Origin of the sequence: Pseudoalteromonas sp. SG45-3, from assembly GCF_014164075.1 — a bacterium.
Classification (GTDB): domain Bacteria; phylum Pseudomonadota; class Gammaproteobacteria; order Enterobacterales; family Alteromonadaceae; genus Pseudoalteromonas; species Pseudoalteromonas distincta.
On record NZ_JACJEN010000004.1, the window covers coordinates 179,229 to 205,816 of the forward strand.

Sequence of the window (26,588 nt, forward strand, 5' to 3'; positions counted from 1 at the left end):
ATTAAAGCGTTTGCTCTAAAATGCGAACAACTAATTGCTCAAAAGTTGCCCCGTTCGCTTTTGCAGCCATCGGTACTAGTGACTTTTCAGTCATGCCTGGTACTGTATTTACTTCAAGCAGGTAAAAATTCCCTTGCTCGTCTTGCATAGCATCAACACGACCCCAACCACTTGCACCCACTAAATCAAACGCATCTAGCGATATGGCTTGTAAGTACTTAGTATCTTGCTCTGATAAATCTGCAGGGCAATGATACTGGGTTGTATTTGATTGATACTTAGCTTGGTAATCGTAAAAGCCATTAGGTGTCGTCATCTCAATGACTGGTTGTACATCGTCGCCAAGCACCGTGATTGTAAATTCACGACCAGTGATCCACTGCTCTACAAGTACTTGGTTATCAAACTTAAATGCATTAGCTAGTGCATCTTCAAGCTCTTGTGTTGTACTTGCTTGCGCCATACCTATGCTTGAACCTTCATGCGATGGCTTAACCATGACCTTTTTAAATTCATCCATAATGGCTGCAGCATCAAAGCCTTTTTTAGCATCAACTACGGTATAAGGTGCAGTGCTTAAACCCGCTGATTTAAATAAGTGCTTACAACGTACTTTATCCATAGCAAGTGCTGAACCTAGTACATTACTGCCCGTGTAAGGCAAGTCCATAAATTCAAGTGCTCCCTGCACTGTGCCGTCTTCGCCACCACGGCCATGCAAAGCGATAAAAACGCGATCTACATTTAATTCTTTTAACTCCCACAAAGAACGACTTTGTGGGTCAAATGCAATTGCTTCAATACCACTATTTTGCAGCGCATTTAAAACAGCCTGACCCGATCGTAAAGACACTTCACGCTCTGCTGAGTTACCACCTAGCAGTACCGCTACTTTACCAAATTGTGTGTTTACCTGAGTCATACTTCACCTTGCTTAAGTTTTTCTATCGACATACCCGTTGCAGCTAATGTTTTAACTAACTGACCTATATTACCAGCGCCTTGGGTTAATACTAAATCATTGTTTTGTAAATTTGCGGCCAAAACACCTGCAAGCTCAGCATTTGTTGCTACGTGTAGCGGCTCTTTGCCACGTTGACGAAGGCTACGACATAAGCTTTTGCTGTCGGCCCCTACAATAGGATCTTCACCAGCGCTATACACATCAAGCAATAGCAACTGATCTACATCAGCAAGTACTTTTACAAAATCTTCGTATAAGTCGCGTGTACGAGAAAATCTATGAGGTTGATATACCATTACTAAACGCTTATCAGGCCAACCTTCACGTACTGCTGCAATTGTTGCTGCAACCTCTGAAGGGTGATGCCCGTAGTCATCAACTAACATCACATTGCCCCGCTCGTTTTCAAATTCACCATAGTGCTGAAAACGACGGCCAATGCCTTCAAACTTCTGCAGCGCTTCTAAAATTGCATGATTCGCAATGTTTTGATCTTTTGCCACAGCAATCGCAGCGGTTGCATTAAGTGCGTTGTGTCTACCTGGCATATTCAACGTGGCAGTTAAACACTCACCTTGCTTGTTAGTTACTGTAAATGTGCACGTATTAGCTGATTGGCTAAAGTCGCTCATGCGATAATCAGCATCCTTCGATTCGCCATACGTAATAACTGGGCGACCAAAGCGCGGGATAAGCTCAGCTGCAACTTCAGAGTCAATACATACAACAGCTAAACCATAAAACGGCAAGTTATGAATGAAATCGACATACGTGTCTTTCATTTTTTCAAGACTGCCGCCATAAGTATCCATGTGATCTTCTTCAATATTTGTGATCACCGAGACCATTGGCTGCAAGTGTAAAAACGACGCATCGCTTTCATCAGCTTCTGCTATTAAAAAATCACTTTTACCTACTTTTGCGTTACTACCTGCGCTATTTAACAAGCCACCAATAATAAAAGTTGGATCGAGCCCTGCTTGTCCATAAATACTTGCAATTAGGCTTGTTGTCGTTGTTTTACCATGCGTTCCCGCAATCGCTATACCGTGGCGAAAACGCATTAGCTCTGCGAGCATTTCTGCGCGGCGCACAACAGGGATTCTTGCGGCTTTAGCTGCAATAATTTCAGGATTTGTTTCATCAATCGCGCTTGAAACAACCACTACATTGGCATCTTTCACGTTATTTTCATGATGGCCAATAAATACCTCAGCACCGGCTTTAATTAAGCGATCTGTCATAGCGCTATGAGCAATGTCAGAACCTGTAATACGGTAGCCTTCAAAAGCGAGTACTTCAGCAATACCGCCCATACCGGCTCCACCAATACCAATAAAGTGAATGGTTTCTATTCGGCGCATTGCTGGGCGCGTGTGTTTTTCTTGTACTGACGTTTCTTTCACTTATTTTCTCTTATTTGTTACTTGCTCACAGTGCGTTGCTACGCTTGCTGTGGCATCTAAAATGGCTTGTTTTTTTGCATTTGTAGCCATTTCAGTAATTAATAAAGGTTGGGCTAAATATGGGCTTAATAGTTCAACAATTGATTGTTTATTAAACTGCCCTTGTGACATTAATAATGCGCCATTAGCCATCACTAAATATTGTGCGTTTGCTGTTTGATGGTCGTCCACAGCATGTGGAAAAGGGACAAAAACAGCCATTTTACCTGCTGCTGCAATTTCGCTAACAGTTAACGCACCAGCACGGCAAACAACAATATCAGCCCAGCTATACGCCGCGTCCATATCATCAATAAATTCAGCTATTTTTGTACTACCATCCGCAAAGCCATGCATTTTATAAGCTGTTTCTACAGTAGATAAATGACCTTTACCTGTTTGATGCCATACGCTTATAGGAGCTGTGTTATTTAGTACTTTAAATGCTTCTGGTAATGTTTGATTAAGCACTTGTGCACCAAGCGAGCCGCCCACTACTAAAATATTAATAGGGCTTGATACATCGCGTTTGGCTATATTCATAACGCTTTGGCGAACTGGGTTACCTACTAGCTCGGCTTGACCCTGTGCAAAAGCACTTGGAAATGCTGCTAATACACGTGTAGCCACCTTAGCTAGCAGTTTATTGCTCATACCCGCTACAGCGTTTTGCTCGTGAATAACTAACGGAATACCTAAACTCTTTGCGGCAATTCCCGTGGGTCCCGTAACATAACCGCCCATTGCGAGTACTACATCAGGACGCTGTTCTTTCAATACCTTACGCGCTTGCAATACTGCATTAACTACCATGAATGGGGCTTTAATAAGACGTTTTAATCCGTTACCACGAACACCTTTTACATTAATAAAATCAATATCTATATTATGCTTAGGTACAACGCTTGCTTCCATTCGATCTGGTGTGCCAATCCAGCTAACTTGCCAGCCCTGCTGTTTTAAATAATCAGCCACTGCAATACCAGGAAAAATGTGTCCGCCAGTTCCACCAGCCACTACTACTAATTTTTTACTCATCGCTTGCCTCCACGAGAGGTGGCTTGTTTGGTTGCCATTTTGGTTTCAAAATCTACGCGCAATAAAATGCCTGTGGCAATGGTCATAATTAACAAGCTTGAACCACCATAAGAAATAAATGGCAGGGTTAAACCCTTAGTTGGCAAAATACCCGCGCTCGCACCCACATTCACCATGGTTTGAAATGCAAACCAAATACCAATGGCAAACGAAAAATAGCCTTCGTATTCTTTGCCACATTTAAGCGCTTGTTGGCCTATTAATAACGCTCTAAATACTAAAGTAGCTAATACCATTAAAATACTTACAACGCCTATTAAACCAAGTTCTTCACCTATTACAGCAAAAATAAAATCGTTATGCGCTTCAGGTAAATATTGCAGTTTTTGTACACTGTTACCTAAGCCTTGGCCAAACCAACCACCTTGGCTATAAGCCATTAGCGATTGAACTAACTGATAACCTTTACCAAAAGGATCATCCCAAGGGTCCAAAAAGCCGACAACACGCGCCATTCGATATGGTTCAACAATAATCAGTAATACAACTAAACCGACGCCAGTTAGAATAAGCACAAAGAACTGCCATAATTTAGCGCCAGCTAAAAACAGTAAACCAACCGTTGTTACAAACATAACAACCACTGTGCCTAAATCAGGTTGCAGCAAAATAAGTAGCGCATACACTGCAAATACAGCTATTGGCTTTGCAAAGCCTTTAATATTTTCTTGTACTTCTTCGCGTTTTCTTACCAAATAACCCGCAATATAACTAAAAAAGTATAATTTAGCGGCCTCAGCAACCTGAAAACCAACAGGACCAATAGGTATCCATCGTTTAGCACCATTCACTTCACGCCCAACAATTAATACCGCTATTAACAGCACCATACCTAGTATTAATAAATAAGGGTTGGATCGTTTCCACCAATCCATTGGCACACAAACACTTATCCAAAAAAGCACAAAAGACATTGCCAAAAACATGCTGTGGCGAATAGTAATATGGTATGGGTCATCAAATAACCGCTCAGCGGTCGGCATTGAAGCGCTGGTTACCATGATAAAACCAACACCAATTAACATAATTACGCAGTACAACAGCGGTACATCATACAACTGACCTGAAGGTTTTGGTGTTAATGCATCTCTTATATCGGCAAAAGCAATCATAGTTGCCCTGCCATAACACATTGAATAAAGTCATCACCACGTTGCATATAGTTGTTATACATATCAATGCTGGCACATGCAGGTGCTAACAAAACAATATTGCCTGTACTACTAAGTACGTTGGCCAAAGCAACGGCTTCTTCCATGTTGTTAGTTAAATAGCTCTTATTGGTAATCGCAGCTAAGTCACTTGCATCTTTACCAAAACAAATTAATGCTTTTACATGCTGTTCTATGTAGGGTTTAAGTGCGTTTAAATCAGCGCCTTTTGCATCGCCACCTGCAATAACAATCAGGTTTTCACCGTCACTAGCTAAACTATCTATTGCAGAAATGGTCGCTCCAACATTCGTTGCCTTTGAATCGTTAAAATACTTTACACCGTTAAGCTCAGCTACAAATTGGCAGCGATGAGCCAACCCATTAAATTGACCTAACGCGTTCTTATATTGATCTTTACTTACTTCAAACGGACTTAAAAGCGCCATTACTGCAAGCGTATTTAAATAATTGTGTTTACCCACTACCGCAAGCGTATCAACAGGTAAAAAGGCATCGCCTTTAAGCATAAAATGAGTTTCGCCATTATGCTGCGCTAAATGGTAATCACCTTGTTGAGCACCAAAGCTGATTAGGGGGGCTGTACCACGCTCAACTGGATGTGTTTGAATATCGTCGGCATTGACAACAATAAGCTCTGCACCGTCATAAATACTTAGCTTTGAGTCTATATAAGCTTGGTAACTGTCGTATCGGTCAAGGTGATCTTCTGACACATTTAATACCGTTGCACTCACAGGTTTTAAACTCGTTGTGGTATCTAGCTGAAAACTAGATAACTCAAGTACATACACATCAAAATCATCGTTGAGTAAATCAAGCACCGCTGTGCCAATATTCCCACCCAAAGCAACTTTATAGCCGGCTTCTTTTAATACTTCATAAGCGAGGGTAACCACGGTTGATTTACCGTTAGAGCCCGTAACAGCAACAACCGGTTTTGTATTAATACGTGCAAATAACTCAACGTCGCCAATCACTTCAACACCTGCGTTAATTGCATTTGCAACAGCTGGTATTTTTAAGCTAAGCCCAGGGCTTATAATAATCATATTGCTTGAACAAAGCTCAGCGTCATCTAAATTACCAAAGTGGGTATCTAGATTTGGCGCATGCTCTTTTAACCAATCAATCCCCGGCGGGGTTGCTCGGCTATCAACGACCTTGGGGGCGAGGCCATGAGATAATAGAAAACGCACAATGCCCAGACCGGTTACACCGAGTCCGAGCACTGTTATTTGTTTGTTTTTTATCTCGTTTAAATACTGCATTTATCGAATCTTTAAAGTAGCTAAGCCAGCAAGCACTAGCACAACAGAAATAATCCAAAAGCGCACAATAACGCGAGGCTCTGGCCAACCTTTTAATTCATAATGATGATGAATCGGCGCCATTCTAAAAATGCGTTGACCGCGTAATTTATACGACCCCACTTGTAATATTACCGATAGTGCTTCCATTACAAATACACCGCCCATAATAATAAGTAGTAACTCTTGGCGTACTAAAACAGCAATAATACCTAATGCGCCACCAAGTGCTAATGAGCCAACATCGCCCATAAATACTTGTGCTGGGTAAGTGTTAAACCATAAAAAGCCAAGCCCTGCGCCCACAATGGCAGTACACACAACCACAAGCTCACTCGCTAGAGGTAAATGTGGAATATGTAAGTAAGCCGAAAAGTTAATATTACCTGTTAAGTAAGCAATAATTGCCAATGCTGCAGCCACCAAAATAATTGGCACAATCGCCAAGCCATCTAAACCATCGGTCAGGTTTACTGCGTTTGATGTACCGACTATCGCAAAGTACGTAAGCACAATATAAAACAAACCTAATTGCGGTAATACGTCTTTAAAAAATGGAACAACAAGAGATGTCTCAGATGCTTGTGCACTGGTAAAGTACAAAGCAGTAGCTACAACTAATGCAATGACCGATTGCCAAAAGTACTTCCACTTAGCAATTAAACCTTTTGGGTCTTTACGAATAACTTTACGGTAATCATCAACAAAGCCAACAATACCTAATGAGCCAATTACAAACAGTGTTGCCCACACATATTTATTTGATAAATCGGCCCAAAGTAGCGTGCTGGTAAAAATAGCCGCTAAAATAAGTAAGCCACCCATTGTCGGTGTACCCGACTTAGACAAATGCGATTGCGGACCATCGTCGCGAACTGTTTGACCTATTTGCATACGTTGCAAACCACGAATTAATTTAGGCCCCAAATAAAGAGACATAATTAGCGCAGTTAAAATACCTAAAATGGCACGTAGCGTTAAATACGAAAAAACATGAAAACCACTAAAATACTGTGTTAAATACTCTGCCAGCCAAACTAACATTATGATACTCCATTGATGGCTTGTTGCTGGCCATTAACTAAATCGGTTACTAATAATTCCATGCGAGAACTGCGCGATCCTTTCACTACTATTGTTGTTTTTTTATTCACTTTATTAATGCTTTCTTGAATTTTTTGCTGCATCTGTTCGCGGCTCGAAAAGTGACGATTAGGGAGTTCAAACACATCACTTGCGTATTTACTTAACACGCCTAATGTAAATAACTCATCAATCCCTTGTTCAAGTGCATACTCGCCAACTTCTTGATGGTACTTACGTGCATCTTCACCAAGCTCACCCATATCTCCGAGTGCTAAAATGCGGTGACCTTGCATATCACTTAACAAGTCAATTGCAGCCTTTACCGACTTAACATTGGCATTATAGGTGTCATCAACCACGGTAAGTAAATCAGACACTTCAATTAAATTAACGCGCCCTTTTACATCACCCATTGTGGCAAGTGCATTGGCTATTTCTTCAAGGGTTACATCAAATTCACTGGTCAGTGCTGCTGCAATAAGTGCATTACTAATATTATGCTTACCAGGTAGTGCCAAAGTAACAGGTACTTGCTTGTTTTTAGTGCAAAGCGTAAAGCTTGCACGTGCATTGGCATCAAGCGTGATGTTCTCTGCCCAAATATCGAGTTTTTCGGTTGTAGAAAAGCGTTTAACATTACGCCCTTCAAGTTTATCTAACCAATACTGGCTAAATTCACTATCGCAATTAACAATGGCAACGCCGTCATCTTTAAGGCCATCAAAAATCTCACCTTTAGCTTTTGCAACGCCCATTAAGCTACCAAAACCTTCCAAGTGAGCTGCTGCAACATTACATACAACGGCCACATCTGGTTTTGTCATTGCCGTTGTGTAAGCAATTTCACCTAAGTGATTTGCACCTAGCTCAATAACAGCAAAACGATGTTGAGGCTCTAAGCGCAATAACGTAAGAGGGACGCCAATATCGTTGTTAAAATTACCTTTAGTAGCTAATACATCACCGTGAACCGACAAAATTGCTGCACACATTTCTTTTACGGTGGTTTTGCCTACACTCCCTGTAATTGCAATTGTTTTAGGCGCCACTTGGGCCATAACAGCGGTGCCAATTGTACCTAGTGCAATACGTGTATCGCTTACTATAAATTGTGGAATATCTACATCAACTTTGTGCTGAACAATAACGCCTATAGCGCCTTTTTGTTTAGCCTCAGCTATAAATTTATGGCCATCAAAATTTGGCCCTTTAAGTGCTAAAAACACTTCGCCATCGCACACTGTGCGAGTATCAGTATTTATATTTAGCACGTGTTGATTATCACCTTGATAATCAGTTGTTAGCACATTAGCTAACCAATCAAAATCCATTGGGATCATTGTGTTATCCCTCTTACTGCTTTTTTTAGTTGTTCTTGTACATAGCGGCGATCGCAAAAGTCGATGCGCTTATCGCCTATAATTTGATAATCTTCGTGGCCTTTACCTGCAATCAAAATAACATCATCAGCTGTAGCATTTTCTATAGCAAAACGAATTGCAGTTGCTCTATCAGTCTCTAGATGTGCATTTTGAGGATGGGTTAGACCGCCTGCTACATCTGCAATAATGTCATCAGGATTTTCTGTTCGAGGGTTATCGCTGGTAATAATCACTTTATTAGCGTTTTGCTCTGCAGCTTGCGCCATTAATGCGCGCTTACCTTTATCTCTGTCGCCACCGCAACCAAATACACAACTTACACCACCTGGCACATGCAACTGCAATGCTTGTAATGCAAGTGCAAGTGCATCGGGTGTATGGGCGTAATCAACAACACACGTTGGCATGCCAGCTTGGCTAAAAGCTTGCATTCGACCAGCGACTGGCTGTAACTGCGCACAACCAGCAACTAATTGCTCAAGCGGATAACCTAGCCCTAGTAATGTAGCGAGCGCTGCCGTTAAGTTATATAAGTTGAATTCGCCAAACAGAGGCGATTTAATAGAAATATCACCCCAACTTGTCGACAACTGCGCCGAAATACCTTCACTTGAATATTCAACATCAGAAAAATAAACGTATCGGGCATTCTTAGGAGCTAAGTTTTTGCGGCCATAACAAATTAGGTTATTAAAATCATACTTTTCAAGCCATTGCTCAGCTTGAAAGTCATCTTGATTGAGCACTACAACTTGCGGCTCAAAATCACGGAAAAGCATTAATTTCGCATCACCGTAACTTGCCATATCACCATGGTAATCTAAGTGATCGCGCGAAAGATTAGTAAACACAGCCGCTTTAAACTGACATTTAGCAACGCGTTGTTGCACTAACCCATGAGATGATACTTCCATGGCTATCAGCTTTTTATGCTGCGAATTTAAATCGCTCAAAATATGCTGTAAATCAGCTGTTGAAGGCGTTGTGTTTATCAGTGGAATTAAGTTATCAGGATGGCCATAACCTAAAGTGCCTATAATAGCCGAATCAGTACTACAAAATTGCGCTAAGTGGGCAATCATTGCTGTGGTAGTCGATTTACCATTTGTACCTGTTACACCAATTAAATCAAGAGTCTGACTTGGTTGGCTATAAAAGCGACTAGCTAATTCTGGAAGCTTTTTATCAAGCTCTGAGACTAAATACAGTGGCTCAAAACTGCTTTCAAATTCACATAATCTGTCAGCAATGATAGCTATTGCGCCATTTTCAATTGCTTTAGCAATAAATTGTCCGCCATCAAGTGTATGGCCTTTAATAGCAACAAATACATCACCTGGCGTTACTTCACGGCTATCAAGGCGTAAATGCTTTACCAGTTGCGAGGGCGCATCTATTTCGATGTATTTTAAAATATCCTTTAAATCACGCATCGTTATCTTTACCTTGTACGTACGCAACCTCTTCCTTGTCAGGCGCTACGTTTAATATTCTTAATGCGTTAGAGATGATTTCTGCAAATGCAGGGCCAGCGGTGGCACCTCCATAGTACACATCACCACCTGGTTCATTAATCATAACTACCACGGCTAAACGAGGATTACTTGCCGGTGCTACACCTGCAAAGTAACCTACATATTCATCACCATAACCACCTGCTACGGCTTTTTTAGATGTACCTGTTTTACCGGCAGCACGATACCCATCAACTTTTATGTTGCGAGCAGTACCGTCTTTTTCAAATACACTTTCCATCATGTGGACTACGGCTTCTACGTCTTTTTGTTTAAAAATACGTTCGCCTTCAGGTATATTATCTTGCTTTAAAATAGTCAGTGGTCGATTAACTCCACCAGCGCCTAACATGGTATAAAAGCGCGCCATTTGCGCAGTACTTACCGAAATTGCATAACCAAATGATAAAGTGGCAATTTCAAAGTCAGACCAACGACGATTTGGATAAAACAAACCGCTGCTTTCACCTACCATTCCAGTACCGGTGTCACTGCCAAAGCCTACTTTTTGATATAAGCCAACAAGGTAATCTTTAGGCACTAACTGAGTAACCTTCGCAACCCCCATATTTGAGGAGTACTTTAGTATTTCGCGCAGTGTTAGTTCGCCGTGATTACGAGTATCTCTAACTAAACTACCACCTAAACGCATCCAACCTGGGTAGGTATCAATCGTGTCATCTGCCTGAATGGCGCCGTAGTCTAGCCCAGCTAAAATGGCTAGAGGCTTAACAGTTGAGCCTGGTTCAAACAAATCTGTAATTGCGCGATTACGACGCTTATGAGGTGCAGCATCGCTTAAGTTATTTGGATTAAATGAAGGACTATTTACCATTGCCAGCACTTCACCGGTTTTAACATCAACTACCATAGCTGAGCCCGATGTGGCTTTGTAAGTCAGTACAGCTGATTTTACAGCTTTGTAGGCAATAGCTTGAATTCGTTGGTCAATACTTAGTTCTATACTTTCTGGCTCTACGCGCTCACGCTCGTCAAGCACTTCTACTTCACGCCCTTGTGCGTCTTTACGTATAGTGCGGCGGCCTTCCTCGCCCGTTAAAGCGTTTTCGTATAGCTTTTCAATACCTTCAATGCCTTTACCGTCTATATTAGTAAAACCAATAACATGCGCGGTAACCTCACCGGCGGGGTAATAGCGTTTAGATTCATCTAGTAAATGAATACCTGGTAGGCGTAAATCGCCAATATAATTTGCTACAGCAGGAGTAACTTGGCGCTTTAAATAAACAAAGCGACGCGAGGGATCGTTTAATAGTCGAGAGTTAATCTTCTTAGGATCAATGCGCAATACATCAGCAAGCTCACGCCAGCGTAAATCGTTTTTATAATAAAGTGCAGTACGCTTATCAAGCTCAGCGGTATTTTCAGCTAAAGATAAATGATCTTCGCCGCTTTTACGTGCTTGTTTAATTACTTTAGAGACTAGCGACTTGTGCAATGCTTTAGGATCAGCATATACACTTACAACAGGCACACTTACCGCTAACTCTTTACCATTACGGTCAAAAATCATCCCGCGTTGCACATGTAGTTTTTCAACGCGCACGGTACGTTTGTCACTTTCTGAACGTGCTTTATCAGGTTCTATTACTTGTAAATAAGCAGCGCGAGATACGAGTGTTACAAACACCATAAACACAACTGCACACACCAGCATAAAGCGCCATGTGATTAAATTAGTGACTGGTTTTTTGCCTCTATTTCTCATTGTACTATTATTACCTGCTCATCTTGACTCGTAGGTCTTTTCATTTTCAATTGTGATGTAGCTACTTCTTCAATGCGTGCATGTTGCGAATAAAATTCTTCTTCAACAAGTAAGTAGCGCCACTCTAAATCGAGCTCATCGCGTTCTTGTAATAATTGATCTTGCTGTATAAGTTGGCCACGAGCTAAGTGGGTTGTTTGCACAACAGCTAAACTAGAAGCGAATATCACAACCAACAAGGCCGAGGTTAGCTTATTAGCTCCTAGGCCTTTTAATATTTCAAAGAATAAATTAGGTTGCCGATAGCTCGCTTTTTTACTCATCCCAACCTCTGTGCAATCCTAAGTACAGAACTACGAGAACGTGGATTACGCTCTACTTCTGCAGCACTTGGCTTAATAGCTTTACCCACTGCTTTTAACGTCAGATTTTTATTTATTTGTGCATCAGTTAAAGGCAAACCTCTGGGTAATGCTTCTCCCTTACTCTGTTTTCTAATAAACTGTTTTACAATACGGTCTTCTAAAGAATGAAACGAAATCACTACTAAACGTCCGCCTGGCTTTAGCACTTTAACTGCAGACTGTAGCGCAGTTTGAATCTCTTCAAGCTCACTATTAATGTAAATACGAATAGCCTGAAAAGTACGGGTAGCTGGGTGTTTAAACTTATCTTTTACCGGTACAGCTTCATCAACAAGGTCAGCAAGCTGCTTGGTAGTTGTGATTGGCGTGTGCTCACGAACTTCAAGTACTCTGTGTGCAATGCGTTTACCAAACTTTTCTTCGCCCAATTTTTTAATTACGTGGGTAATATCATCCAACTCAGCCTCTGCTAACCACTGTGCTGCACTGCGACCTGTTGTAGGGTCCATACGCATATCGAGTGGGCCGTCTTTCATAAAACTAAAGCCACGCTCAGCGTCATCTAATTGTGGTGACGAAACACCAATGTCTAATAAAATGCCATCGACTTTACCAATTAGATCGTTTTGCTGTGCTACTTCGTATAGGTTTGAAAAGCGAGTATGTGCAATTGCAAAACGTGGGTCATCAGCAAATTTTTCAGCTGATTGTATTGCTTGTGGATCTTGGTCAATTGCTTGCAGGCGACCTTCATCACCAAGGCGTGCTAAAATTTGCCCAGAGTGGCCACCACGTCCAAATGTACCATCCATGTATATACCGTCTGGCTTAATTGCAAGGGCATCGATGGTCTCATCCATTAATACGGATACGTGTTCAAATTGCGCTGTCATTAGCTATTGTGTGCCTTTTTTTGTGCCGTTAGAGTGTAAAATTATCTAAATCTTGGTTAGGTTCAAAATCACCAAGCCTTTCAAGCTCAGTATCTTGCTGCATTTGCTCGTGCCAACGCGCCTCGTCCCAAATTTCAAACTTATTCATCAAACCAACCAGCATGATTTTTTTGCCAAGAGATGCATGGGCACGTAATGACGGCGCAAGCAAAATTCGACCATTTTTATCAAGTTGATACTCTGTAGCGTTACCTAGCAACATACGTTGCATTCGTCGAGCTCGTGGATTCATATTAGATATTTTCGCTAAACGGCTTTCTATTTCGAGCCACTCAGCCAATGGATATAACCATAAACACGGTTCATTTAATGCGACGGTACAAATAACTGTCCCCTGATCTTCAGACAACAGAGATTCTCGGTACTTTGTCGGTACCGCAAAACGCCCCTTATCATCCAAACTCAGTGAACTCGCGCCACGAAACATAAAAAACCTACTTTGAAATTGTTTTATTCAATTTTTTGTTTATTTTATCCAATGAGATCCACTAAAAACCACTTTTTACCACAGTGCTCCAGTTTAGGGCTTGACAAGCCATTTTGTCAAGTAAGCTGACCAGCTTTAGTGAGTCTCAAAGCTAGAAAAAATAAGGGCTCAAGCGAAGCATTTGAATTACGTGGGAAAAAGTGGGATTGAGGTAAAGAAAAATATCAGCTTTGCTTTTATAACTTTCTGTTTACATGCATTGCTTACTGAATAACCAATGAATATTTACAATTTTTAAGGCGTTTTTATCCTCTTTGTAAAATTTACCTAGCCGTGTAGTAATAGTTACTGTTTATTTTAAAATACTCATTATCAAAAATTAAAAAATACAAACAAAACCTATCAAATTCAGGTAGTTAAAATGAATAACAAGTTTGGTTTAATCATTGCATCATCTAAATCACTATTTAAATTTTTAACTTATTAAGGATTGATTATGGCTACTGCAACGAATACGAAACCAAATACAACTTCAGATGTTAAGCCTGACGTTAAACTAACAAATACTGAGTCTCCTCTTACAGAGAAAGCAACATCAGCGGCGCACGATGCTGTAGATGCACTTTCTAGTAAAGCTGCAACAGCTGAAAGCAGTGTGCGTAAAGGAGCTTCTAGCTCAGCAGATGCATTAAGCGAAAAACAACTTATTGCACGTGAAAAATTAAGTGAATGTACTGCAAAAACTCGTGCTTTTGCTTCTGAAAACCCATTAGCAACGGCGGGTATTGCTTTTGCTGCGGGTATGTTAATCACATCACTACTTCGTCGTAAGTAATTAGTGATGAATAACCCACAAACAACAGCAACCAAGGATGGTAATGTACAAGACCAAACTACTGAGCAACATAGCCAAAAGGACGATTGGCAAGATCATGTTGCAATGCTTTTAGAGTACTCTAAGCAGCTCAAGGATGATTACCAAACTCAAGGAAAGATCACCCACCAGCTTGCTAAAGCTGAATGGAGGTTATCGCTTAGATCGCTTGCATTGATCACTATATTTTTAGGATGCTTTGCCAGTGGTTTGGTTTTGTTGTGGGCAGGATTTCTAGGTGCTGTTGGATACGGTGTATACGATGTTTTTGGGTCGGTATGGCTAAGTATTGCAACAGCTACTTTACTACAAGTTGCTTGTTTAATATGGCTTTGGAAAAATACAGTTTACTTAAGCAATAAAATTGGCTTTAGTAAAACGCTTAAAAGTTTAAAGCAGCTATTTAACTTACAAGGAAATTAGTATGTTAGTTAACTACTTAATTAAAGCACCTAATGAAAACGTTAATGCTCTAAGTAAGCAAATGGATACGCGCAGTGAATTGAAACGCCAACATCATGCAGCGTTCCAATATAGACTAAAGCGTTTTGCCGTAACCAAAGTTGGGCTTTCAAGTGCCTTTATCGCAGGTGCAGCAGTACAAGCGGGTAAAAGCGAAACCAGCTTCGTAAGAAAATACGGCTGGCTAGTGAACTTGATAGTTTAAGCGCTAAACATTTCTACCGTGATCAGATAAGTAATCAATACTTGGACCACTTGGCACAACTTGTGTTGGGTTGATCATTGTGTGACTAAAATAGTAGTGTCGCTTAATATGATAAAAATCAACTGTTTCAGCCACTCCTTTAACTTGATATAGCTCCCTAAGGTATCCACTTAATGCAGGATAGCTTTCAATTGTGCGTAAATTACATTTAAAATGGCCAACGTACACACTATCAAACCGAATGAGTGTAGTGAATAATCGCCAATCTGCCTCGGTGAGCCTATTATCTGTTAAATAACGCTGCTTGCTCAGTATCCCTTCTACTTCATCGAGTGCTTTGAATAAATCGTTAAACGCCTCTTCGTATGCATCTTGAGTTGTTGCGAATCCCGTACGATAAACACCATTATTTATATTTGGATAAATCAACGCATTTAATTCATCAATTTTTGGTCGTAGTGCCTCTGGGTAGTAGTCATCGTTATTACCTGTTAACTCATTAAACGCACTATTGAACATACGTATAATATCGGCAGACTCATTACTGACAATTTTATTTAGCTTTTTATCCCACAATACGGGTACTGTAACTCGCCCGGAATACTTAGGATTATTTTTTGTATACACTTGATGTAAGTAGTTACTATTAAATAAAGCATCACCAGTACTGTGGTTTTGCGTATCAAAAGCCCAACCACTATCAAGCATATCAGGGCTAACAACCGACACCGTAATTAAATCTTGCAACCCTTTTAAAGCTCTAAATATAAGCGTTCGATGCGCCCAAGGACACGCAAGTGATACATATAAATGATACCTGTTCGCTTGTGCTTTAAAACCAGCCTCGCCCGTTATTCCAGCGCTACCATCAACAGTTACCCAGTGACGTAACTGCGCCGTTTCGCGTTCAAACTTACCGTTACTTGAATCTGTGTCGTACCATTTATCTTGCCATTGGCCGTTAACTAATAATCCCATAAAACTCTCCTAAAAATACCGTTATATTTTGCCAAACTCGCCGCTTTGATAATCACGCACTGCTTGCTGTACTTCAGCTTGCGTCGTCATTACAAACGGACCCATATGAGCAATTGGCTGATTAAGTGGATCGCCTGCTAAAACCAAAACGCCAGCGCCTTGTTCAGAGCTAATATTAATATCACTGCCTGGTTCTAAAATAAGTAACTTACCCGCTGGTATTATTTGATTGTCGCTCATTATTAGTGAGCCGCTATGAATATAAAGCATTACTTTTTGTTGGCTAAGAGGCTCTAAATAAATGCTTTTACCAGCAGGTAATGTAATATCAGCGAGCGCCGCATTAGCAGCTAAACTTTGCAGCTCGCTTGCAAGCGTTTCACTTTCGAACTGCCACGATCCCGCAAGTGCTTTTAACGTCACGCCTTGCGTATTTGTAAAACTAGGAGCTGGGTTTTTAGTCGTATCTTGATAACGTGAATCACGCATTTTTTCTGCGCTTGGCATGTTTATCCAAATTTGAAAGCCATGCAGACCATCTATAGCATCAGCGAGTGGCATTTCACTGTGCATGACGCCGCGCCCTGTGCTCATCCATTGCACATCGCCTGCTTTAATTGCTTCTTTGTTACCCATTTGGTCACGATGCTCAAAGCCACCTTTTAGAATATAAGTAAACGTTTCAATTCCTCGGTGCGGATGCTCTGGAAAGCCTCCCATATAATCTTTTTTGTCGTCTGACTTAAGTTCATCAATCATCAAAAACGGATCTAAATATTTACCATCAAACCCAGGTATGCGGCTAATGCTCACGCCATCGCCATCTTGAGTTGCATAAGCTGTAAGTATTTTTGATATTTTCATTTTTTAATTCACTCTAAAGAATAAGTTTATGAGGCTATTAAATCATTCATTAAACAAAACAACTATGTCTTTAAATCGAGCTTAAGGTTCTAAAAAATAGAACGACATTGATTCATTGGTTACATTTTCAACCTTATAATTACTATGGTTATTTGGAGTGAATTTGGCTACAATTGTTATTGCAAAATACGAAACTAAGGAATGGTTATTTTTACTTATTCTCTCAAACATCAGCTTTATCGTTTGCTTATATTGCTAAGTATTCCGGGCACCGCTGTAATTATTTTTACTCTGCTGCTTGAACGCCACCACTCTATTGAGCAAAGTGAAAAAAAAGTAGAAAACATTGCTAAGCAGTTAATTTTACAGCAAAAGCACTTAGTCGATGATATTGACCGTTTAGCGCGTTATTTGGCTAAAGAGGAAAGTAAGAAAGAAAATATAGCAACGTCCTGCCCTAATTATTTTAATCAATTTAGAGCTATTTATGCCCATGTTGCCAATATCGGGATTATAGATCCAAATGGCATTGTTATGTGTACAACAAGCGGATTAACCAAAACAATAAGTATTGCAGATCGTGCGTATTTTCAAAATGCCTTAAAAAGTAACCAATTGTCGGTAGGTTATTTTCAGCACGATAGAAACTTGCAAAAAAACACCCTTAACTTTGCGTTGCCTATCATTAATAAAAAAAATGTAATTCAGGGCGTTGTAGTTATCGTTGTTGCGCTTGACTGGTGGAACAATGCTTTTAATAATATTGAACTGCCGACTGGCTCTATTGCTGCAATCGCTGATTCTAATGGAAAAATTTTAGCGCGTTACCCACCAACAACTGCAGCCCTTGGCGATAATATTGCAAAGACTTTATTAGCAACTGATTCTTCGATTGATAATGAGTCATCAACAAAAATAAAATCTATTGAGGGTGAAGATCGAATGCTTCATCACTCTATTATTTATAAAGATCCGAGTAATAACAGCTTAAATATACATATTGCACTTCCTATTACGCATGCTTTAAAGCAAATAAATAATAATTTTTTTATAGCGATTGGTGTGTTTATTTTATCACTGCTAGTGCTATGTTTAATTGCACGTAAGCTGCTTAAAACCAGCATTATCGACCCAATTAATAATCTAACAAATGCAACAAACGTATTGGCCAAGGGCGAAATGCCGTCACAAAAAATACAGCCAAATAATCCAGAGCTCAATACTCTCTATCAGCGTTTTAAATCAATGGCGCAAACTAGGTTAACCGCCGAGGCTAATTTAAAAAACAAGCACGATGAGCTTACTAGCTTGCTTAATACTCTGCCCGATAGCTACGTTAGAATTAACATCCATGGCGATATTCTCAACATAACAGGGCAGTTTAAGCCTCAAGTAAATCCTAACAGCACTGTAGTACCTCATTTATCATCAATACTTTCTCACAACAATGTGCAGCTTTTGTTATCGCAGTTATCTAAACTTGATGTTTCGAGCAATTTAGAATTCACACTCGAAAAATCAGATCCTAAACGCAGCTTTGAAGCACGTATTAGTGCAATGCAAAGTAAAAATGAATACGTTGTTGTGCTAAGAGATATAACACAACGAAAAATAAATGAAGAAGCACTCCACCTTGCCTCGCTAGTGTATAACAACAGTAGTGAAGGCATGGCAATCACCGATCCAGCGGGTATAATATTTGATGTAAACCCTGCGTTTTGCAAAACGACTTTATATAGTAAAGAAGAAGTTATTGGGCGCTCCTCTTCAATTCTTTCATCAGGAAAACATGATAAGAATTTTTACAATAAAATGTGGTCTGAATTACAGCAAACAGGCCGCTGGCAAGGCGAGGTTATTAACCGTAAAAAGAACGGGCAGCTATACTCTGAGTGGCTCACAATCGATACGGTTTATGATACAAACAACGCACCTATTCGTCGAATCGCGATATTTACAGACCTCACTGAGAAAAAACAAGCCGATGAAACAATTTGGCGACAAGCTCACTATGATCACCTAACTGACTTACCAAATCGTTTAGAGTTAAAGGAGCGATTAAATCAACGATTTTCAAACATTGTTACTCCCGACAATCAATTGGTTGTCATGCTTTTAGATATAGATCACTTTAAAGATATTAATGACACATTAGGCCATCACTATGGTGATAACTTATTAAAACTCGTATCTCAGCGTATAGTCCAGTCGGCAAAAAATGCTGAGTTTGTGGCACGTATTGGTGGTGATGAGTTTGTTATTGTGTTTAATCGTATAAAAAGTACGCGTCATATTAATCAAATTGCCAGTAATATTTTGCTTAGCCTATCGTCGGCTTTGCATCTTGAAAACGAAGAGTTATTTATTAGCGCCAGCATGGGCATAGCATGCGCCCCTAATGATGGTGAAAATACTGAACAACTTTTAAAGGCAGCCGATCAGGCTATGTATAAAGCAAAAAGTAATGGTCGTAACTGTTTTGAATTTTTCTCTGCTGACATGCGCGAATATGCACACGCGCGCATGGTGCTATTAAAAGACTTACGAAGTGCCATTGAACTTGAACAGTTTGAGTTGTTTTATCAGCCCATTGTTGCTTTGAATGATTTACATATTCATAAAGCTGAAGCACTTATTCGTTGGCAACATCCCGAAAAAGGCCTAATTAGCCCTGTCGCATTTATTCCTCTTGCTGAAGAAACTAGGCAAATAAATGCAATTGGCCAATTTGTATTTGCTCAAACCTTGCAAACGCTTAACGATATAAAAACCCTAACCGATGACACTTTTCAAATAAGTGTAAACGTGTCGCCAGTGCAGTTATCCACGCCAGAGAGTGGTATAGATGAATGGTACGATATGCTAAAAGCTGCAAAATTACCTGCATCCTCAATTGTGGCAGAAATAACTGAAGGCCTAATGATTAACCCCGAAGCATTAACGCAACGTCGCTTAAAAGAAATAGTAAAATCAGGTATGCAGCTTGCCCTTGATGATTTTGGTACAGGATATTCGTCACTCGCTTACTTACAAGAAATGGATACCGACTATTTAAAAATAGATAAACGTTTTGTTGATAATATCCAAGTAGGCAGTCAAGAACTTGCACTGTGTGAAGCAATAATTGTTATGGCGCATCAACTGGGCTTAAAAGTAATCGCCGAAGGAATTGAAACTAAATTACAAATGCAGCTATTACTTGAAGCCGGATGTGATTACGGACAAGGTTATTTATTTTCAAGACCTTTAAATAAAAGCAGTTTTATGGCACTTCTAGCTGATAAAAAAGTCGCTTTATTAAAATAAATAAACAAAAAATTACTGTTACGCAATAAATAATGCGTCTGCGCGGTCAAGTTAAGCAATCAGATATAAGTAGTAACAGGATTTAAAAATGGCAAAAGCAACATTAGAGCAATGGCGAATGTTTAAAGCGGTTGTGGATCACGGCGGATTTGCAGGCGCAAGTGCGGCTGTACATAAAAGTCAGTCAACCGTACACCATGCTGTTCAAAAACTTGAAGCCGCCTTGCAAATTAAGTTGCTTGAAGTAAAAGGTCGTAAAGCATTTTTAACCGATAGCGGTAAACTAATTTTACGCAGAGCTGAATTTTTAATTGAAGAAGCAACTAAAATAGAATCGGTAGCGAGCACACTAAGCGAAGGCGTAGAAAGCACATTAAAAATAGCTGTTGATGAAGTTTTACCACACACCATTTTATACCAGGGACTTGCTAAAACGAGTGAACTTTACCCGCTTTTAAAGATTGATTTAGTAGAAAGCGTGCTAACCGGTGCAAACGAATTACTACATAACTCAGTGGTTGATTTAGCCATTTCATCAATTCCTATCTATGGAATTAGTTGCAGTACGTTATGCGATATAGAGTTTATAGCCGTTGCGCATAAAGACCATGTATTACACCAACAAACTGAACAACTCAACTTTCGCGATTTAAAGCTACACCGGCAAATAGTAGTTCGCGACTCAGCAACCCACACCAGTCACAATGATGGCTGGTTAGGTGCTGATATGCGCTGGACAGTCAGCCATTTACGCAACTCTATTGATATGGTTAGTCAAAATTTGGGTTACGCTTGGCTGCCAAAAACACAAATAGCACATTTAATTGAAGATAAAACGCTCATCCCACTTAATTTAGACCAAGGTACAACCCGTACCCTTAATTTATATTTAATGTGCAACGACAACGACAGGCTTGGTCCTGCAGCACAAGAGTTTAAAGAGCAGCTTATAGCTCTCACTAACTTTAGCTAATAGCTATTCGTTTTTTACATCGAGGTGATCTGCCACATAGGCGCCTCGCTGCCCACGCTCTTTAGCTGGGCCTATAGTACTGTCTTTACCTGTTTGCTGCTCAGTAGCTGCATTAATAACAGCACCTAATGTGATTATATAAGCGCTGATATACAACCACATCAACATGATCACTACACCACCTAGTGAGCCGTAAGTTTCGTTGTAACTAGAAAAACGCGACACATAAAAAGAAAAACCTATAGATGCCAAAATCCAAAGTACAGTAGCAATAGACGAACCCATCGTGATCCAACGCCATTTGGCCGGTTTACGATGTGGGGCATAACGATATAAAAGTACCAATGCAAAATTAAAGGTAAAAGCTAATAATGGCCAAGAGATGAGTTTAATTAATAAATCTATACTTTCTTTTAGTCCCACTAAATTAAGTACAATAGGTAAAATACCAATAATTAATAACGCAAAAATTGCGACAACAATCGCCCCTACCGAAAATAAAAAGCGTACTAATTGAGCTTTAAAAAATGAACGCTTTTCATATTCACGATAACTAATATTACACGCAGTAATAAGTGCTTGGCTGCCCTTAGAACTACTCCAAATAGTAAGTATAAGCGTACCGATTGCACTTAAGCTCAAGCTTGCACTTGATGTTTTTGCAAGGCTAGAAACCTGAGATAAAATTAGTTCACTGGTACTTGGTGGGAGCAAAGTAACTATTTTACTTAAATGATCACTAATATCTGCGGGGGATGAAAAGTACGCATACACAGATACCATCGCCGCAATGGCCGGAAAAATAGCAAGTAACGCATAAAATGCCACACCCGCTGCCACTATAGATAAGTTATCTTCACTCATTTGCTTAAAAATGCGCTTAACAATATCCCACCAACCTATAAAAGGGATATGACCAGGCTGCTCAGCTTGCTGTCCTCGTTTAGCTTCTTTCATTCTAAACCTCAATATTTGTATTACATTACTACAGCAAAATGTTTGCCAAGTTAAATAAAGTATTTGCTACTAAACTTGCTGTTACCTAATATTAGCGATTATAAAAACCAAACACGGACGATAAGCCATGCCTAGTAGCCAATCAAACATTATAGCTTTAAACAATACGCCTCCCAGCACGCAAAGTTTTCAAGGCGATGTGTTTACGTGGCAGTTTTTTCATGAACAAGCTGTGCAATTACTTCATGCAACAGCGCAAATATTACCCACACTATTACTCGGTATAATACTTTTAGCATTAAGCTATTTAATTGCAGGGCCACTTTCTCGATTGCTTATAAAGCCTATTGACTACATGACTGACAGTAAACTAGTTCATCTAGTTGTAAGGCGTAGTATAAGCACTTTGATTATTTTATTTGGCGTTTACTTATTCCTGCGTTTAGCAGGGCTTACCGAGTTTGCTGTTGCCATTATGAGTGGCACGGGACTAATAGGACTTATATTAGGTTTTGCCTTTAGAGACATAGCTGAGAACTTTATCGCTAGTTTATTACTGAGCATACAAAGGCCTTTTAAAATCGACGATGTAATTGAAGTAGACAATCGTTTAGGCGTTGTTAAAAAAGTAACCGCAAGAGCAACCACACTTGTTGATTACGATGGCAATCATATTCAAATACCCAATGCGACGGTATATAAAAATACTATTAAAAACCTGACTGCCAATCCAAAAATGCGCGGAAAAGTAGAAATTGGTATTGGCTATGATAACGATATACGCAGCGCACAAACTCTTGCCCTAGCTATTGCCAATCAACAAAATGCGGTGCTTAGCGATCCACCTGCGCAGGTTTTAATAAAAAACTTAGGCTCATCTACTATTAACTTCGTTTTGTATTTTTGGGTTAATAGCGAGCAACACAGTCCATTAAAAGTAGCTTCCCAGCTTATGCGCGAATTAGTCAATGAGTTCACAAAACAAAACATCAGCATGCCTGATGATGCACGAGAAAGAATTATACTCACCGACCCTAGTGAAAATGTTTCTAATTTAGAGGAAAAACAACCATCGCAAGTGCAAAGCGAAAAAAGTGAAACAGTTGATCAAACTAAAACACTTGATGATGTGAGCAGTGATACCGACGAAATACGTGAACAAGCAGAGCAATCAAGAGACCCAGAACAAGGTAAAAATATTATTTAATAATGCTGAAGTTGTATATATTAGTATTTAGCTCAATATTAATACTCTCGACCCAATAAGCAAAATAAGTAATCAACGCTAATATATATTAACGCTGGTTAGGAAGTATCTTATGAAAAGGCAAAAGGCTTTATAGGATATTAATCGACTTTTGCCCTTTGTTTGCGGAGTTTTTCAAGTTAGTTGTCGCATCAAATAAAATTTTATGCCGCCCGCATTGCTTCTTTTTTCTCTGGATTTAAATTTACTTCATTGGTCAGATGCCCACAGCTAGTCTGGTCTAGTTACTACTACAATCCACCAACACCGCCTTGTATCGACCTCTAAACAGTTCACCATCTGTATTACGTGTTCTATTAGAATATTGCGTATAGAGACCATTAATATGTTTCATGGCTCTGCCCATGTTTGCATCAGGGATTTTTATTAGTAGGTGGTAATGATCGGTCATTAAATAATACGAATGCACTTCAATATTAAAACGAAAACTGGCTTCCTCAATGCAGTATAAAAAATGCTTAGAATCGTCATCACTCAAAAAGGTGTTTTCACGCCCTCTTCCGCGATTCATCACATGATAAAACACATTTTCATACTCTATTCGTAGTGGTCTAGCCATAATAATAAACTCAATGAGCAATAAACTATAAATCTAGATCATTGATGTATGAAGGTAAGATTTGACCCTGCCGAATCGCTAAAAAGCAGTTAATACCCTCCTACCTTTATATTAATGACCTTAGCTCAAAGTCATTTTCTTCGCGCCCAGCTTCATCTTTCGCTTTATCTATACATCTTAAGTTTTAACTATTGTATTTTATATAAGCTTGTTTATCATATGAGATCTATTTACAAAGGCATGTGAATATTAAAGTTTGCAAGGGAATCATGTAGCCTCCCCACAACAAATTCACAGCCTATTTTTAAGGCTTCTTGTTTATGTCATTTTTAACAACACTTAAAAAGTTTGGTAATCATATTGGTGCTTACAAAGTGCACTTGTGCCCTGAGGTAAAAGGCCAAGCTAGTGAAAAAGGCAAACCTTTATCGAATGTAAAAATAGAGAGAGTATTGAATTTTTCTGATGGTAAAAGTGTTGAAGATTTCACTTACACAGATAATAATGGGGGCTTCTCATTACCTGAAATTAATATCCGTTCTAATCAACCAGCAGTCCCACTTGCTGAGATTTTCACTTCTCAAGCTATTTATCTATCCTACAATAATGAAGAATATTGCCTTTGGGGTTCTAGATTATCAGGCGTTAAATATCGAGAGGAATATGCAAGAAAGTTAAGGCAATTAATAGCCGACATCTCTAATGGAAAGGTTCTTTTTAAATTTCAGAATAAGAAAACTGAAGGCTATAAATTTGAGGCTTTAAGTATTTGTCGTTGGTCTGATGATTTTGAAGTAGTGGAACAAAATGCTTATTTTGACCTTTCAGAAATTGAAACGGATAATAATTAATAAATCAAAAACTAAATTATAAGGAAATATTAATGAATGTTTTAAGCCCTGCAATAGCTGCTAATTTTGCAGCTATCTCATACGAAAGCCTTGACAAAAGAGGCTTGAGAGCTAATCCATATTTTGAAAGAATTAGCTCTTTATTTTCATTCGAATCAGAATCTATAAAAGGTGTAAGTGGTTCTATTCTCGAACGAGTTTTTAACCACTCGACCAATTTTGGCTGCATTGCAAAGGGTAAGAAAGGAGCATATGAAGATGATTATGTTTTAGCTTTACGAGGCACGGCTAAAGTTCGTGATGTTGTCACTGATTTACATTGTGGTTTAAGTACTTGTAGTAATAATCAACCTGTACATGCAGGCTTTAACCATACATTTAACTCTTTCAAAAATCAGTTAGAACTATACTTTAAAAAAAGCACTAAGAAAAAGTTAAACATTCATGTTGTAGGTCATAGTTTAGGTGGGGCTTTAGCAAACTTAGCTGCTAACTGGCTAAAGCAACGTTTCGGTGCCAATGTAAAATTATATACTTTTGGTGCGCCGCGCGTTGGTTATAATAGCTTTGCTGTAAAAACAGAGTCCGCAACAGATAACAACATCTATCGTTGCGTACATGCCGCAGATCCAGTTCCTTTAGTGCCTGTGTGGCCATTTATGCATACTGAACAAGAATATATTTTACACGGTGCTGCCACTATTACTCCAAAAGCACATAGTATGACTAATGAGACGCCAGGATATTTACATACAGCAAGCAACTTCAAAAGTTACTCTGCTATCAACAAAGGAATGGAAAAACGAATTCAAGAAGAGGTAAGGCTTGATTATGATAGACGGCTCGAATGTAGCCGCACGTCTAAATGGGCTAGGAAAATTGGTGCAGCTTTAATAACTCATTTACGTGATACTGGTAAGCTATATGCGATACAAAATCATTTATCGAACGCTCTCACAGTGTACGATCAGATAGCTAAAGCATTAGCTGATAGCATTGACTTCTCTAAAAACTGTACCAAAGATATAAAAGGGATTTTAGGGCACATACTAACATTCTGTGGCTATCCATTTAAGGTAATTTCTTTTACTTACGCTTCGATTAGACATATTTTACAATTAATGCTTAAAAATATTTTCGCACTTGCGGGTGAAGCGATAGCATTAGCAAAACCTTCCTAAAATGAAATTATACAAAAAAACCGCCAAATGGCGGTTTTTTATTAACAAGTAAAGCTGTTAGTGTTATGTGAAATTTAACAAAAGCCAATGTGCAAAAGCCAACGGGGCCAAATCTTGACTTCATACATCATAATTTCTCACTGCCCGGTTATCACTCTTTGTTGAAATTCTAACGAGTACTGCAAACAGATAGCCAAAAACTAATTACTTGCCTTAATTTACAAGCACAAAAAAGCCCGCAGCGTTAACTGCGGGCTTTTTAATTGAATGAGTGAGTCAGCCGGTAAGCCGGGTTTTGTCCTTTCCGAAGAAAGTGATAATCATTCGTCTAGGCCATAAATCGCTCTATGGCTCAAGCAACCTACCCGGTTCTCACGTGGGCCACGCGTTCATTATTTAAAATGATAGAACCCTATTTGGTCTTGCTCCGAGTGGAGTTTACCTTGCAACCGACTATTACTAGCGGCCCGGTGCGCTCTTACCGCACCCTTTCACCCTTACCAATCGAGATTGGCGGTCTCCTCTCTGCTGCACTTGTCGTGGGCTCACGCCCCCCAGCCGTTAGCTGGCACTCTGCCCTATGGAGCCCGGACTTTCCTCCCCCTGATCATTTTCGTCACAGGCAGCGATCATCTTGGCTGACTCGGCGCGCAGTATACATGAGGC

The 26,588-nt window shown here is 39.7% G+C and carries 24 protein-coding genes and 1 other RNA gene; 8 read left to right on the forward strand and 17 right to left on the reverse strand.

Annotated elements, in window-relative coordinates; all coding sequences use genetic code 11:
* Nucleotide 1 precedes the first annotated feature (1 nt).
* Genes H5126_RS06905 through mraZ form a run of 12 tightly spaced genes read right to left on the reverse strand, consistent with a single transcriptional unit; the run spans nt 2 to nt 13,445 of the window.
* Complete coding sequence (locus tag H5126_RS06905; protein WP_182719881.1) at nt 2-922, reverse strand: D-alanine--D-alanine ligase; 921 nt, start codon at nt 920-922, stop codon at nt 2-4.
* Nucleotides 919-2,370 carry a UDP-N-acetylmuramate--L-alanine ligase gene (gene murC / locus H5126_RS06910; protein WP_039485322.1) on the reverse strand — a complete coding sequence of 484 codons (1,452 nt, stop codon included), beginning with the start codon at nt 2,368-2,370 and terminating at the stop codon, nt 919-921. Before murC ends, H5126_RS06905 begins: the two co-directional genes overlap by 4 nt.
* Complete coding sequence (murG, locus tag H5126_RS06915; protein WP_182719882.1) at nt 2,371-3,447, reverse strand: undecaprenyldiphospho-muramoylpentapeptide beta-N-acetylglucosaminyltransferase; 1,077 nt, start codon at nt 3,445-3,447, stop codon at nt 2,371-2,373.
* Nucleotides 3,444-4,619, reverse strand: a complete 1,176-nt coding sequence (gene ftsW, locus H5126_RS06920) for a cell division protein FtsW (RefSeq protein ID WP_024606332.1) — start codon at nt 4,617-4,619, stop codon at nt 3,444-3,446. Before ftsW ends, murG begins: the two co-directional genes overlap by 4 nt.
* On the reverse strand, nt 4,616-5,950 hold the full coding sequence (gene murD / locus H5126_RS06925; RefSeq protein ID WP_182719883.1) for a UDP-N-acetylmuramoyl-L-alanine--D-glutamate ligase: 1,335 nt from the start codon (nt 5,948-5,950) through the stop codon (nt 4,616-4,618). Before murD ends, ftsW begins: the two co-directional genes overlap by 4 nt.
* Entirely contained in the window at nt 5,951-7,033 is a 1,083-nt protein-coding gene (gene mraY, locus H5126_RS06930; RefSeq protein WP_002957990.1) for a phospho-N-acetylmuramoyl-pentapeptide-transferase, read from the reverse strand.
* Nucleotides 7,033-8,415 carry a UDP-N-acetylmuramoyl-tripeptide--D-alanyl-D-alanine ligase gene (gene murF, locus H5126_RS06935; RefSeq protein WP_165743106.1) on the reverse strand — a complete coding sequence of 461 codons (1,383 nt, stop codon included), beginning with the start codon at nt 8,413-8,415 and terminating at the stop codon, nt 7,033-7,035. The genes mraY and murF overlap by 1 nt, the downstream gene beginning before the upstream one ends.
* A complete protein-coding gene (murE, locus tag H5126_RS06940; RefSeq protein WP_182719884.1) occupies nt 8,412-9,890 on the reverse strand; it encodes a UDP-N-acetylmuramoyl-L-alanyl-D-glutamate--2,6-diaminopimelate ligase in 1,479 nt (492 codons plus the stop codon). The genes murF and murE overlap by 4 nt, the downstream gene beginning before the upstream one ends.
* On the reverse strand, nt 9,883-11,700 hold the full coding sequence (locus tag H5126_RS06945) for a peptidoglycan glycosyltransferase FtsI (RefSeq protein ID WP_002957987.1): 1,818 nt from the start codon (nt 11,698-11,700) through the stop codon (nt 9,883-9,885). Before H5126_RS06945 ends, murE begins: the two co-directional genes overlap by 8 nt.
* Entirely contained in the window at nt 11,697-12,023 is a 327-nt protein-coding gene (gene ftsL, locus H5126_RS06950; protein ID WP_002957986.1) for a cell division protein FtsL, read from the reverse strand. Before ftsL ends, H5126_RS06945 begins: the two co-directional genes overlap by 4 nt.
* Complete coding sequence (rsmH, locus tag H5126_RS06955) at nt 12,020-12,958, reverse strand: 16S rRNA (cytosine(1402)-N(4))-methyltransferase RsmH (protein WP_182719885.1); 939 nt, start codon at nt 12,956-12,958, stop codon at nt 12,020-12,022. Before rsmH ends, ftsL begins: the two co-directional genes overlap by 4 nt.
* 28 nt (nt 12,959-12,986) lie before the next feature.
* Entirely contained in the window at nt 12,987-13,445 is a 459-nt protein-coding gene (gene mraZ, locus H5126_RS06960) for a division/cell wall cluster transcriptional repressor MraZ (protein ID WP_007582904.1), read from the reverse strand.
* 496 nt (nt 13,446-13,941) lie between these two features.
* Between mraZ and H5126_RS06965 the strand changes: the two genes are divergently transcribed.
* The 3 genes from H5126_RS06965 to H5126_RS06975 are packed head-to-tail and all read left to right on the forward strand — an operon-like array spanning nt 13,942 to nt 14,986.
* Nucleotides 13,942-14,280 (forward strand): hypothetical protein, encoded by a 339-nt coding sequence (locus H5126_RS06965; RefSeq protein ID WP_002957982.1) that lies wholly within the window; start codon nt 13,942-13,944, stop codon nt 14,278-14,280.
* A 6-nt stretch (nt 14,281-14,286) separates the two neighbouring features.
* A complete protein-coding gene (locus H5126_RS06970; protein WP_182719886.1) occupies nt 14,287-14,742 on the forward strand; it encodes a hypothetical protein in 456 nt (151 codons plus the stop codon).
* A gap of 1 nt (nt 14,743) precedes the next feature.
* On the forward strand, nt 14,744-14,986 hold the full coding sequence (locus H5126_RS06975; RefSeq protein ID WP_182719887.1) for a hypothetical protein: 243 nt from the start codon (nt 14,744-14,746) through the stop codon (nt 14,984-14,986).
* Between the two features lie 3 nt (nt 14,987-14,989).
* Here the strand turns inward: H5126_RS06975 and H5126_RS06980 are convergent, their stop codons facing one another.
* Together H5126_RS06980 and H5126_RS06985 are read right to left on the reverse strand one after the other, a co-directional pair.
* Nucleotides 14,990-15,964 (reverse strand): glutathione S-transferase family protein, encoded by a 975-nt coding sequence (locus tag H5126_RS06980; RefSeq protein ID WP_182719888.1) that lies wholly within the window; start codon nt 15,962-15,964, stop codon nt 14,990-14,992.
* Between the two features lie 21 nt (nt 15,965-15,985).
* Nucleotides 15,986-16,828 carry a pirin family protein gene (locus tag H5126_RS06985; protein ID WP_182719889.1) on the reverse strand — a complete coding sequence of 281 codons (843 nt, stop codon included), beginning with the start codon at nt 16,826-16,828 and terminating at the stop codon, nt 15,986-15,988.
* Between the two features lie 201 nt (nt 16,829-17,029).
* On the opposite strand from H5126_RS06985, the gene H5126_RS06990 reads away from it, so the two are divergent.
* Both H5126_RS06990 and H5126_RS06995 read left to right on the forward strand, forming a co-directional pair.
* The gene (locus tag H5126_RS06990; protein ID WP_182719890.1) at nt 17,030-20,134 is read left to right on the forward strand and encodes an EAL domain-containing protein; all 3,105 of its coding nucleotides are present in this window, start codon (nt 17,030-17,032) and stop codon (nt 20,132-20,134) included.
* Nucleotides 20,135-20,222: 88 nt separating this feature from the next.
* Nucleotides 20,223-21,107: a LysR family transcriptional regulator gene (locus H5126_RS06995; protein ID WP_182719891.1), complete on the forward strand. Its 885-nt coding sequence runs from the start codon at nt 20,223-20,225 to the stop codon at nt 21,105-21,107.
* A gap of 3 nt (nt 21,108-21,110) precedes the next feature.
* Here H5126_RS06995 and H5126_RS07000 read toward each other — a convergent pair whose 3' ends face one another.
* Nucleotides 21,111-22,064, reverse strand: a complete 954-nt coding sequence (locus H5126_RS07000) for a YihY/virulence factor BrkB family protein (RefSeq protein ID WP_182670939.1) — start codon at nt 22,062-22,064, stop codon at nt 21,111-21,113.
* A 127-nt stretch (nt 22,065-22,191) separates the two neighbouring features.
* Here H5126_RS07000 and H5126_RS07005 point away from each other — a divergent pair, with 127 nt between their 5' ends.
* Nucleotides 22,192-23,271 (forward strand): mechanosensitive ion channel family protein, encoded by a 1,080-nt coding sequence (locus H5126_RS07005; protein WP_182719892.1) that lies wholly within the window; start codon nt 22,192-22,194, stop codon nt 23,269-23,271.
* A 280-nt stretch (nt 23,272-23,551) separates the two neighbouring features.
* Here H5126_RS07005 and H5126_RS07010 read toward each other — a convergent pair whose 3' ends face one another.
* On the reverse strand, nt 23,552-23,890 hold the full coding sequence (locus H5126_RS07010; RefSeq protein WP_259412804.1) for a transposase: 339 nt from the start codon (nt 23,888-23,890) through the stop codon (nt 23,552-23,554).
* 320 nt (nt 23,891-24,210) lie between these two features.
* Between H5126_RS07010 and H5126_RS07015 the strand changes: the two genes are divergently transcribed.
* Complete coding sequence (locus tag H5126_RS07015; protein ID WP_154903853.1) at nt 24,211-24,741, forward strand: DUF6795 domain-containing protein; 531 nt, start codon at nt 24,211-24,213, stop codon at nt 24,739-24,741.
* Nucleotides 24,742-24,773: 32 nt separating this feature from the next.
* Complete coding sequence (locus tag H5126_RS07020) at nt 24,774-25,922, forward strand: lipase family protein (protein ID WP_154903852.1); 1,149 nt, start codon at nt 24,774-24,776, stop codon at nt 25,920-25,922.
* A gap of 268 nt (nt 25,923-26,190) precedes the next feature.
* On the opposite strand, the gene rnpB is transcribed toward H5126_RS07020, so the two are convergent.
* Nucleotides 26,191-26,568: RNase P RNA component class A (gene rnpB / locus H5126_RS07025), an RNA gene on the reverse strand.
* Nucleotides 26,569-26,588: the final 20 nt, after the last annotated feature.

What these genes read in the sequence shown, in the direction of transcription:
- H5126_RS06905 (WP_182719881.1), bottom strand. Translation starts at nt 922, where the DNA reads ATGACTCAGGTAAACACACAATTTGGTAAAGTAGCGGTACTGCTAGGT.
- H5126_RS06965 (WP_002957982.1), top strand. Translation starts at nt 13,942, where the DNA reads ATGGCTACTGCAACGAATACGAAACCAAATACAACTTCAGATGTTAAG.
- rsmH (WP_182719885.1), bottom strand. Translation starts at nt 12,958, where the DNA reads ATGACAGCGCAATTTGAACACGTATCCGTATTAATGGATGAGACCATC.
- murD (WP_182719883.1), bottom strand. Translation starts at nt 5,950, where the DNA reads ATGCAGTATTTAAACGAGATAAAAAACAAACAAATAACAGTGCTCGGA.
- H5126_RS07020 (WP_154903852.1), top strand. Translation starts at nt 24,774, where the DNA reads ATGAATGTTTTAAGCCCTGCAATAGCTGCTAATTTTGCAGCTATCTCA.
- H5126_RS06980 (WP_182719888.1), bottom strand. Translation starts at nt 15,964, where the DNA reads ATGGGATTATTAGTTAACGGCCAATGGCAAGATAAATGGTACGACACA.
- H5126_RS06995 (WP_182719891.1), top strand. Translation starts at nt 20,223, where the DNA reads ATGGCAAAAGCAACATTAGAGCAATGGCGAATGTTTAAAGCGGTTGTG.
- H5126_RS06970 (WP_182719886.1), top strand. Translation starts at nt 14,287, where the DNA reads ATGAATAACCCACAAACAACAGCAACCAAGGATGGTAATGTACAAGAC.
- H5126_RS07010 (WP_259412804.1), bottom strand. Translation starts at nt 23,890, where the DNA reads ATGGCTAGACCACTACGAATAGAGTATGAAAATGTGTTTTATCATGTG.
- ftsW (WP_024606332.1), bottom strand. Translation starts at nt 4,619, where the DNA reads ATGATTGCTTTTGCCGATATAAGAGATGCATTAACACCAAAACCTTCA.
- murG (WP_182719882.1), bottom strand. Translation starts at nt 3,447, where the DNA reads ATGAGTAAAAAATTAGTAGTAGTGGCTGGTGGAACTGGCGGACACATT.
- H5126_RS06975 (WP_182719887.1), top strand. Translation starts at nt 14,744, where the DNA reads ATGTTAGTTAACTACTTAATTAAAGCACCTAATGAAAACGTTAATGCT.
- H5126_RS07000 (WP_182670939.1), bottom strand. Translation starts at nt 22,064, where the DNA reads ATGAAAGAAGCTAAACGAGGACAGCAAGCTGAGCAGCCTGGTCATATC.
- murE (WP_182719884.1), bottom strand. Translation starts at nt 9,890, where the DNA reads ATGCGTGATTTAAAGGATATTTTAAAATACATCGAAATAGATGCGCCC.
- ftsL (WP_002957986.1), bottom strand. Translation starts at nt 12,023, where the DNA reads ATGAGTAAAAAAGCGAGCTATCGGCAACCTAATTTATTCTTTGAAATA.
- mraZ (WP_007582904.1), bottom strand. Translation starts at nt 13,445, where the DNA reads ATGTTTCGTGGCGCGAGTTCACTGAGTTTGGATGATAAGGGGCGTTTT.
- H5126_RS07005 (WP_182719892.1), top strand. Translation starts at nt 22,192, where the DNA reads ATGCCTAGTAGCCAATCAAACATTATAGCTTTAAACAATACGCCTCCC.
- mraY (WP_002957990.1), bottom strand. Translation starts at nt 7,033, where the DNA reads ATGTTAGTTTGGCTGGCAGAGTATTTAACACAGTATTTTAGTGGTTTT.
- H5126_RS06985 (WP_182719889.1), bottom strand. Translation starts at nt 16,828, where the DNA reads ATGAAAATATCAAAAATACTTACAGCTTATGCAACTCAAGATGGCGAT.
- H5126_RS06945 (WP_002957987.1), bottom strand. Translation starts at nt 11,700, where the DNA reads ATGAGAAATAGAGGCAAAAAACCAGTCACTAATTTAATCACATGGCGC.
- H5126_RS06990 (WP_182719890.1), top strand. Translation starts at nt 17,030, where the DNA reads ATGGTTATTTTTACTTATTCTCTCAAACATCAGCTTTATCGTTTGCTT.
- murF (WP_165743106.1), bottom strand. Translation starts at nt 8,415, where the DNA reads ATGATCCCAATGGATTTTGATTGGTTAGCTAATGTGCTAACAACTGAT.
- H5126_RS07015 (WP_154903853.1), top strand. Translation starts at nt 24,211, where the DNA reads ATGTCATTTTTAACAACACTTAAAAAGTTTGGTAATCATATTGGTGCT.